The organism is Candidatus Dadabacteria bacterium, from assembly GCA_026705445.1.
GTDB lineage: Bacteria > Desulfobacterota_D > UBA1144 > Nemesobacterales > Nemesobacteraceae > Nemesobacter.
Map to the genome: position 1 here is coordinate 44571 of JAPPAR010000020.1, position 6942 is coordinate 51512.

Consider the following 6942-nt stretch of genomic DNA (forward strand, 5'->3'; position numbering starts at 1 on the left):
GATGCGGTAACAGTCCTAGGTGGCGTATGAAAAGGGCTCTGGGAAGGTCAGTCTTCTGATTTTTTTGCGATAGTGTTTATTCCGGTTTCAAGGAGCTGTTCTGGAGAGACCTCCGAGGGAGCTTCCGTCAGAGGACAGGATCCCTTCTGCGTTTTTGGAAAAGCTATTACGTCTCTTATCGATTCTCCGCCCGAGAGAAGCATCAAAAGCCTGTCAAGACCGAGCGCTATCCCTCCGTGCGGAGGGGCTCCGAATTCAAGAGCCTCAAGGAGAAAACCGAATTTTTCCCTTGCCTCATCCTCTCCGATTCCTATAGCGTCAAATATTTTCTGCTGTATGTCTTTTCTGTGAATCCTTATGCTTCCCCCGCCTATCTCCACTCCGTTTAAGACTATGTCGTAAGATTTTGAAGCCGCATCGTCCGGGGAATCCTCAATTTTCTCCACGTCCTCATCTTTGGGGGCGGTAAAAGGGTGGTGGACGGCGACGTATCTTTTGTCTCTGGGGCTGTACTTAAGAAGCGGAAAATCCACTACCCAGAGAAATTCAAGTTTTTCTTCGTCAATGAGAGAGAGGGTCCGACCGAGACTGAGCCTTACGTTTGACATCACCTGGTTTACCATATCAACCGAGTCGGCACCGAAAAACACTATGTCTCCTTTCTCCATCGAAAGGGTCTCGGCCAGAAGCTCGCGCTCCCCTTCACTTAGAAACTTGACTATGGGAGAGTTCCACCCGTCCTCGCCGACCCTTATCCACGCAAGCCCTTTTGCTCCGAGCGAGATTGCGTACTCGGTAAGATCGTCTATTTCCTTTCTTGTAAGCTTCTCGGCTCCTCCTTTGAGGTTAAGGGCCTTTATCGCTCCGCCCTTCTCAAGGGCTCCGCGAAAGACTTTGAACTGCGAGTCACGGAATATGGATGAAATGTCCTTTAATTCAAGGCCGAACCTCGTATCGGGGCAGTCGGTCCCGTACCTCTCCATGGCTTCTTCGTAAGGCATTCTAGAAAAAGGAATGCTTACGTCAATTCCTTTTGTTTCCCGAAGAACTGTTTTTATCATGCCTTCGACGATTGAGATCACGTCGTCTTCTGAGACAAACGACATCTCCATGTCTATCTGGGTGAATTCGGGCTGGCGGTCCGCTCTTAAGTCCTCATCCCTGAAGCATTTAACTATCTGGTAGTATCTGTCAAAACCCGAGATCATAAGGGTCTGTTTCAATGTCTGGGGCGACTGAGGAAGCGCGTAGAACTGACCTTCGTTAAGCCGGCTCGGAACGAGAAAGTCTCTTGCCCCTTCAGGCGTCGATTTCGTGAAATAGGGGGTTTCGATCTCGAGAAACCCGTTTTCGTTGAGGTAACTTCGCACCGCGGCGGCGACTTTGTGGCGAAAGATTATGTTGTCCCGCATTGGGGGTCTTCTGAGGTCGAGGTAGCGGTACTTAAGCCTGAGAAGCTCATCGGCGTTCACTTCGTTCTCTATGAGAAACGGTATTACCTTTGACGTGTTAAGAATTCTTACCTGCTCGGCTACCACCTCGATCTCGCCGGTTTTGAGGCTCGGGTTCACAGTTTCCTCGGTCCGGGGGGTTACAGTTCCTTTTACCGCGATTACCCATTCATCCCGCAGCTGTTCAGCGGTCTTATGGATCTTCGGGTCGTGCTGCGGGTTAAAAACAATCTGGCAAAGCCCTTCCTTGTCGCGCAGATCAACAAAAATTACCCCGCCATGGTCTCTTCGTGACTGTACCCAGCCCATGAGAGTAACGGAGCGGTCAACGTGTTTTTTCCCAAGCTCTCCGCAGAAATTCGATCTTTTCCACTCTCCCATAAGTTCAAGCATTAAAACGCAGTTCTCCCGGCAAAGAAGGATTGGCTAATCATACTAGATTGATTTACGTTGGCAAGGTCACGGTGATGTCTTAATGAGGAGTATACGGCGTGATTTTTGTCTTGTATTTCTAACTGATAAAGATGTGAGTACGGAGGTTTTCCACGCGTTCTTTCTACTTGTTTTTTCCCTTTTTTTACATACCATTCTAATCTGGAAGGTCGGGAATTTTTCTCCGGCAATAAAATCCCGAGGAGTTTTGATGAATGAGAAAATATCTTGTCTGTAAAAGGAACCTGTTTTTTGCTGTATTTATATGTCTTCTTTTTATCGTGAACGGTTGCGCGGCGACCAGGACCCTTATCGAGAAAAGAGAGCTCAGGGTTGAGACCAAGATGTCGGAGACGATTTTTCTTGAGCCGGTGTCGCCCAAGGAGAGGGTTGTTTACGTCGACATAAAGAATACGACCGACAAGGAACTGTCCGGAATTGAATACGGAATCAAGGGCAGGATAGCTTCTAACGGTTACAGGATCACGGAAGATCCGGCCGAGGCGACTTTCATTCTCCAGGCCAATATTCTTAAGGTCGGTAGATCTGATCTTGAAGAGACAAACGCCATGTTCGGAGAAGGTTACCAAGGCGTGGTTGAGGGGGCGGTTATCGGCGGAGTTATAGGAGGCGCCATAGGCGGGGATATTGACGAGATCAACAAGGGCACCGTTGCGGGCGCTATTGCAGGCGGAGTTGCGGGCTTTCTTTTTGACGCTCTCGTAACGGATGATCTCTTCACGATGGTAACAGATATTCAAATAAGCGGGCGTGTTCAGAAGGGAGAACTTGTTTATCGGACTGAAGATACCGATGCGTCACAGGGTACCGCGACGCGGACCAAGCAGACTTCACATACTGATGACGTGAAGTGGAAAATCTACAGGACCAGGATTGTGAGCGTTGCCAACAAGGCTAATCTTGACTTTGAAGAGGCAAAACCACATCTTCAGGCAGGTCTTGAAAGATCCATAGGCGGGATTTTCTGACGTGTTAAGTACAGATTGGAGGACCAGTGCAAATAGAGTGAACTAAAAGACTTAAGCAGTTTTTGGTTGTTGATATAATTACTTAGAGGAATAATATTGATATAGTTCAGAGGTTTGAAGATGGGAATACGTATTTCAATACCGAAAAAAGAAACCGTCGCTTTTTGCGAGCGCTGGAATATTGCAGAGCTTGCGTTTTTCGGTTCTGTCTTGCGGGATGACTTTAGTTCAGAAAGCGACATAGATGTGCTTGTAAACCCACATCCCGGAATTAGTCACAGTATTTCCAATATATTACGCATGGAGAGGGAATTGGGCGACATTCTAGGGAGGGAGGTCGATTTAGTCTTTCGACCCGATGTTGAGCGCAGCCGAAACTATATCCGGCGTGAAGCCATTCTAAAATCCGCTGAGGTTTTTTATGAAGCGCGATGAAGCCGCTTATTTGCTTGACATGCTACTGGCCGCTCAAGACGCTTTGGAATTTTCATCCAGTTTAACCTTTCAGCAGTTTGCCCAAGACCGGTTACGTCAGAATGCCGTCTTCAAGTGCATTGAAATCATCGGGGAGGCCGCAACTCATGTTGAGGAGAAAACCAAGCGGAAGAATCCTAAAGTTCCATGGCAAAATATTATAGGCACTCGAAATCGTCTAGCGCATGGCTATTTCCAGATAAGCTTGGAAGTTGTATGGGATATTGTAAAGAATGATATTCCTCAGCTAATTGACCTTCTTAAAACACTTGTGCCGCCGGAAGCAAAATGATATTCTGAACCCATTTACGATAGGATAATGTTGAGAATAGCGGGTATTTTTCAGTCAGTTGGTTGTTGATAGCAAGATGTCTAGCTATCAATAATAGTTCCTAATCTATCTTAGAACCAAGCCCTTGCAATCGAGGGCTTTTTGTTTGACTTCACTCTCTTTTGCTGTAGATTCTTTGTCAAGGATATGCGGCAAATTCTGCTTACGATTGTTGAGGGGAATCCTGGACCCCAAAAGTTCCGTAGGAGGTGGAAGCAGCCCTCCTCGCGTATCCCTGAGGCGACCAGGCGACGCCTCATTTTATCTTCTTCTTTTTGATGCTTCTGGCCGCCCGGTCATTCACCGTATACGTCGAGAGAAGGTACAGTTCTCTTTTGTCCCGCGTGGTCTTTATGACCGTGAAACGCTGCTCTCCCTTTTCCGTCGTCAAATACCCGGTTCGGTTATCCGGCAGACACATAGGGTCGGCGGAGTCGATGTTCTTCTGAATATTCTGGTATTGCTTGAGAGTGATTCTCGGGTGATTCTCGGGTGATTGTTTCTCTGCTGGTCTGACAGCAGGATGGCCCGTGACTTGGTGCCCATGTTTCAGCCGGACCTTGAAGAGTACGATTACGATATCGCACGCAAATATGTTGAGGATGCGGTTACGGGACCGGTGCTCAAGAGGTTCGTTGAAAAGGAGAGAATTCGCGGAAAAAACGAGAAGTTTCCAGTCGCGGTACTCAACGCCGAAACAAAAAGACTCACTGGGCAGGCAAAATTCCAGGCAGTCAGAATGAGACATGGGGTCATGAGGAAAATCACGGGCAAGCATAGCGACATTACGATAGAGGATATGCTCCGGGCGCAGGAAGCGGTGGACGACGGAATGGTTATACAGCCCAAAAAAAACCCCCTCAAGCGCGAATTTTTCCTCGAGGTGGGCGAGGTTCTTTACGTCTTCCCGCACGTGCCGACGAAAACCGGGTTGCAGGTGAAGACGTTTTTCAAGAAAACGGAGGGAAAGGAAGATTTCCTGAAAGCAAAAAAGGCAGAAGGAAAGGTGTTGAGAAAGCAGAAAAGATGAGACGTCGCCTGGTCGCCTCCGGATGTGCGAGAGGGGCTCCTTCTCCCTCTACGGAACCTATTGGACCCAGAGGTTCCTCAGCATTGAGCACGGAGATTTTGCCGCACACCTTAACGAAAAGTCTACAGGAAGGGAGAGTGAAGTCAAACGGAGGGAGCTATTACCCGTTCTGCCGAGTCTCTACAAAAGTCTTCATAAGAACTTCCATCATCCCCTCAAGCTTCGCCATTCTTTCTCGAAGCAGACCTATGTCCTGAGAAACTTTCCATTGAAATGCCAGGACCGCCACGAAACCACCTATCATTACCTAACTTCAATGAGGCCGAGGCAAAGTTGCCTCGGAAAACGAGGAAGATCACGAGGGAATGCGAGCCCTGCTTTACGCTTCAATGAGGCCGAGGCAAAGTTGCCTCGGAAAACGATAACGCGGAAGATGTGTTCTTCGAGACTGTAACATGCTTCAATGAGGCCGAGGCAAAGTTGCCTCGGAAAACTTGCTTATCACGACGAGACAAAAGCGTACCAGCGACAGCTTCAATGAGGCCGAGGCAAAGTTGCCTCGGAAAACCCTCGAACACCGCGGACATGTCCTCCGCGTATTCCTGGCTTCAATGAGGCCGAGGCAAAGTTGCCTCGGAAAACCATACCGAGCTCCAGACAACGTTTGGCACAATCGCCGCTTCAATGAGGCCGAGGCAAAGTTGCCTCGGAAAACCCGATCCGAGGTTGGAAAACATGGATTTCCACGTTGCGCTTCAATGAGGCCGAGGCAAAGTTGCCTCGGAAAACACAGCTACAGCGAGCGACTCGTACCGACACCAAAATGCTTCAATGAGGCCGAGGCAAAGTTGCCTCGGAAAACGGGATACCACGGTCAAGGTAACTGTCCGGGTTAACTTTGCTTCAATGAGGCCGAGGCAAAGTTGCCTCGGAAAACCATGTCAGAGACTCAAAACGACGAGAAGGTTCGGACTCGCTTCAATGAGGCCGAGGCAAAGTTGCCTCGGAAAACCATGTCAGAGACTCAAAACGACGAGAAGGTTCGGACTCGCTTCAATGAGGCCGAGGCAAAGTTGCCTCGGAAAACCATGTCAGAGACTCAAAACGACGAGAAGGTTCGGACTCGCTTCAATGAGGCCGAGGCAAAGTTGCCTCGGAAAACAGCCCCCTTCATAACTTGCTACGGAGATTAAATTATTCTTATTTACTGCGAGTGCTGCTATCCGTTTGATTATAAGAGCTAAAACTTCCCGAAAAAGATTTGCTGTGGTGTTGTATATCTCCCTCGAATATAAGGAAAAACTGAGATGCGAGTGCTCCCCATTATTATTTTTCCATTGAAGCTCTCGTGACAGGTCCGGCACTCTTCCCTTACCATGAATCATACCTATATGATTATAGCCTCTCTTGTCGGCATTTTATAGTTTTTTCCCAAACTTTCGACATTAGGATTGACTTGATCAGCGTCACCTAGATCAAGGATCAGCACATGGTCTTCAGTTGAATGTATTAATTCTTCCAAGCGTGCGCACATTTGCGCATGGCGTTTAGAAGTTAGTCTGCATTGAAATACCGATAACTGTAACCAATAGCCGTACCCTTTCATCAGCTTGAACACTTTTCTCCACCGCTTAGGTTCTGAGATGTCGTAAGTAACTATGTAAAGCTTTTGCTTTGCCATTGTTAGCGGGGTAGATAGTTAGGGTAAACGGGAATTTCACCTTGTAAGTGCCTAGCCATTAATCGCGCCTGAACATTTATTAGCCGTCGCATGGAAACCTGATAACCGAAAAGCGGATGGGTGGTTTCCTGATCCATGCGACGTTCGAAAGCCGAAATAAGCGCCCTGCGGCCGCCAGCTTTCAGCGAGCAGGCTGGTCCGTTGAAAATGAAATCTTTCGGTTTAACTTCTCCGTTGTTTATGGCCTGTATTACGCAGGAATCAGCTACGATGGGTCGAAACGGTTCCATCAAGTCAAGAGCTAATGCTGGGCGACCGTGTCTGGGACGGTGGTAGAAGCCCATATAAGGGTCTAATCCGACTGCCGAAATTATTGTAGTGAAAGTCCTTGTAAGCAATGCGTAGGCTAAAGACAACATGGCGTTTACGGGGTCGGTTGGTGGACGGCGATTGCGTGTGGAGAAGGAAAAGGTTGGCAAATTACTTCCTGGGTGTTTAGCCCGCATTTCTCACCGCATAGGGATATGGAAGGGTTTTTAGGGTCAGCAGCCATG

General features: G+C 48.2%; 8 protein-coding genes, 1 pseudogene and 1 CRISPR repeat array. Of the genes and pseudogenes, 4 read left to right on the forward strand and 5 right to left on the reverse strand.

Annotated features, from left to right (window positions below; genetic code table 11):
* Nucleotides 1–47 precede the first annotated feature (47 nt).
* A complete protein-coding gene (gene aspS, locus OXG75_05185; protein MCY3625367.1) occupies nt 48–1844 on the reverse strand; it encodes an aspartate--tRNA ligase in 1797 nt (598 codons plus the stop codon).
* Between the two features lie 254 nt (nt 1845–2098).
* Here aspS and OXG75_05190 point away from each other — a divergent pair, with 254 nt between their 5' ends.
* The 3 genes from OXG75_05190 (at nt 2099) to OXG75_05200 (ending at nt 3638) form a co-directional block, all read left to right on the forward strand.
* On the forward strand, nt 2099–2872 hold the full coding sequence (locus OXG75_05190) for a complement resistance protein TraT (protein ID MCY3625368.1): 774 nt from the start codon (nt 2099–2101) through the stop codon (nt 2870–2872).
* Nucleotides 2873–2992: 120 nt separating this feature from the next.
* Entirely contained in the window at nt 2993–3307 is a 315-nt protein-coding gene (locus OXG75_05195) for a nucleotidyltransferase domain-containing protein (protein ID MCY3625369.1), read from the forward strand.
* Nucleotides 3294–3638, forward strand: a complete 345-nt coding sequence (locus tag OXG75_05200; GenBank protein MCY3625370.1) for a DUF86 domain-containing protein — start codon at nt 3294–3296, stop codon at nt 3636–3638. The genes OXG75_05195 and OXG75_05200 overlap by 14 nt, the downstream gene beginning before the upstream one ends.
* Nucleotides 3639–3933: 295 nt before the next feature.
* Here the strand turns inward: OXG75_05200 and OXG75_05205 are convergent, their stop codons facing one another.
* Entirely contained in the window at nt 3934–4068 is a 135-nt protein-coding gene (locus OXG75_05205) for a hypothetical protein (GenBank protein MCY3625371.1), read from the reverse strand.
* 105 nt (nt 4069–4173) lie between these two features.
* Between OXG75_05205 and OXG75_05210 the strand changes: the two genes are divergently transcribed.
* A complete protein-coding gene (locus OXG75_05210; GenBank protein MCY3625372.1) occupies nt 4174–4707 on the forward strand; it encodes a hypothetical protein in 534 nt (177 codons plus the stop codon).
* Nucleotides 4708–4867: 160 nt separating this feature from the next.
* Here the strand turns inward: OXG75_05210 and OXG75_05215 are convergent, their stop codons facing one another.
* The 3 genes and pseudogenes from OXG75_05215 to cas1 form a co-directional block, all read right to left on the reverse strand.
* Complete coding sequence (locus OXG75_05215; protein MCY3625373.1) at nt 4868–5011, reverse strand: hypothetical protein; 144 nt, start codon at nt 5009–5011, stop codon at nt 4868–4870.
* Between the two features lie 6 nt (nt 5012–5017).
* A CRISPR array of direct repeats spans nt 5018–5869; the repeat unit is 37 nt; unit sequence GCTTCAATGAGGCCGAGGCAAAGTTGCCTCGGAAAAC.
* Between the two features lie 225 nt (nt 5870–6094).
* Nucleotides 6095–6388 (reverse strand): CRISPR-associated endonuclease Cas2, encoded by a 294-nt coding sequence (gene cas2, locus OXG75_05220; protein ID MCY3625374.1) that lies wholly within the window; start codon nt 6386–6388, stop codon nt 6095–6097.
* A gap of 2 nt (nt 6389–6390) precedes the next feature.
* Nucleotides 6391–6873 (reverse strand): annotated as a pseudogene (gene cas1 / locus OXG75_05225) (CRISPR-associated endonuclease Cas1).
* Nucleotides 6874–6942 lie beyond the last annotated feature (69 nt).

What these genes read in the sequence shown, in the direction of transcription:
- aspS (MCY3625367.1), bottom strand. Translation starts at nt 1,844, where the DNA reads ATGCTTGAACTTATGGGAGAGTGGAAAAGATCGAATTTCTGCGGAGAG.
- OXG75_05190 (MCY3625368.1), top strand. Translation starts at nt 2,099, where the DNA reads ATGAGAAAATATCTTGTCTGTAAAAGGAACCTGTTTTTTGCTGTATTT.
- OXG75_05195 (MCY3625369.1), top strand. Translation starts at nt 2,993, where the DNA reads ATGGGAATACGTATTTCAATACCGAAAAAAGAAACCGTCGCTTTTTGC.
- OXG75_05200 (MCY3625370.1), top strand. Translation starts at nt 3,294, where the DNA reads ATGAAGCGCGATGAAGCCGCTTATTTGCTTGACATGCTACTGGCCGCT.
- OXG75_05215 (MCY3625373.1), bottom strand. Translation starts at nt 5,011, where the DNA reads ATGATAGGTGGTTTCGTGGCGGTCCTGGCATTTCAATGGAAAGTTTCT.
- cas2 (MCY3625374.1), bottom strand. Translation starts at nt 6,388, where the DNA reads ATGGCAAAGCAAAAGCTTTACATAGTTACTTACGACATCTCAGAACCT.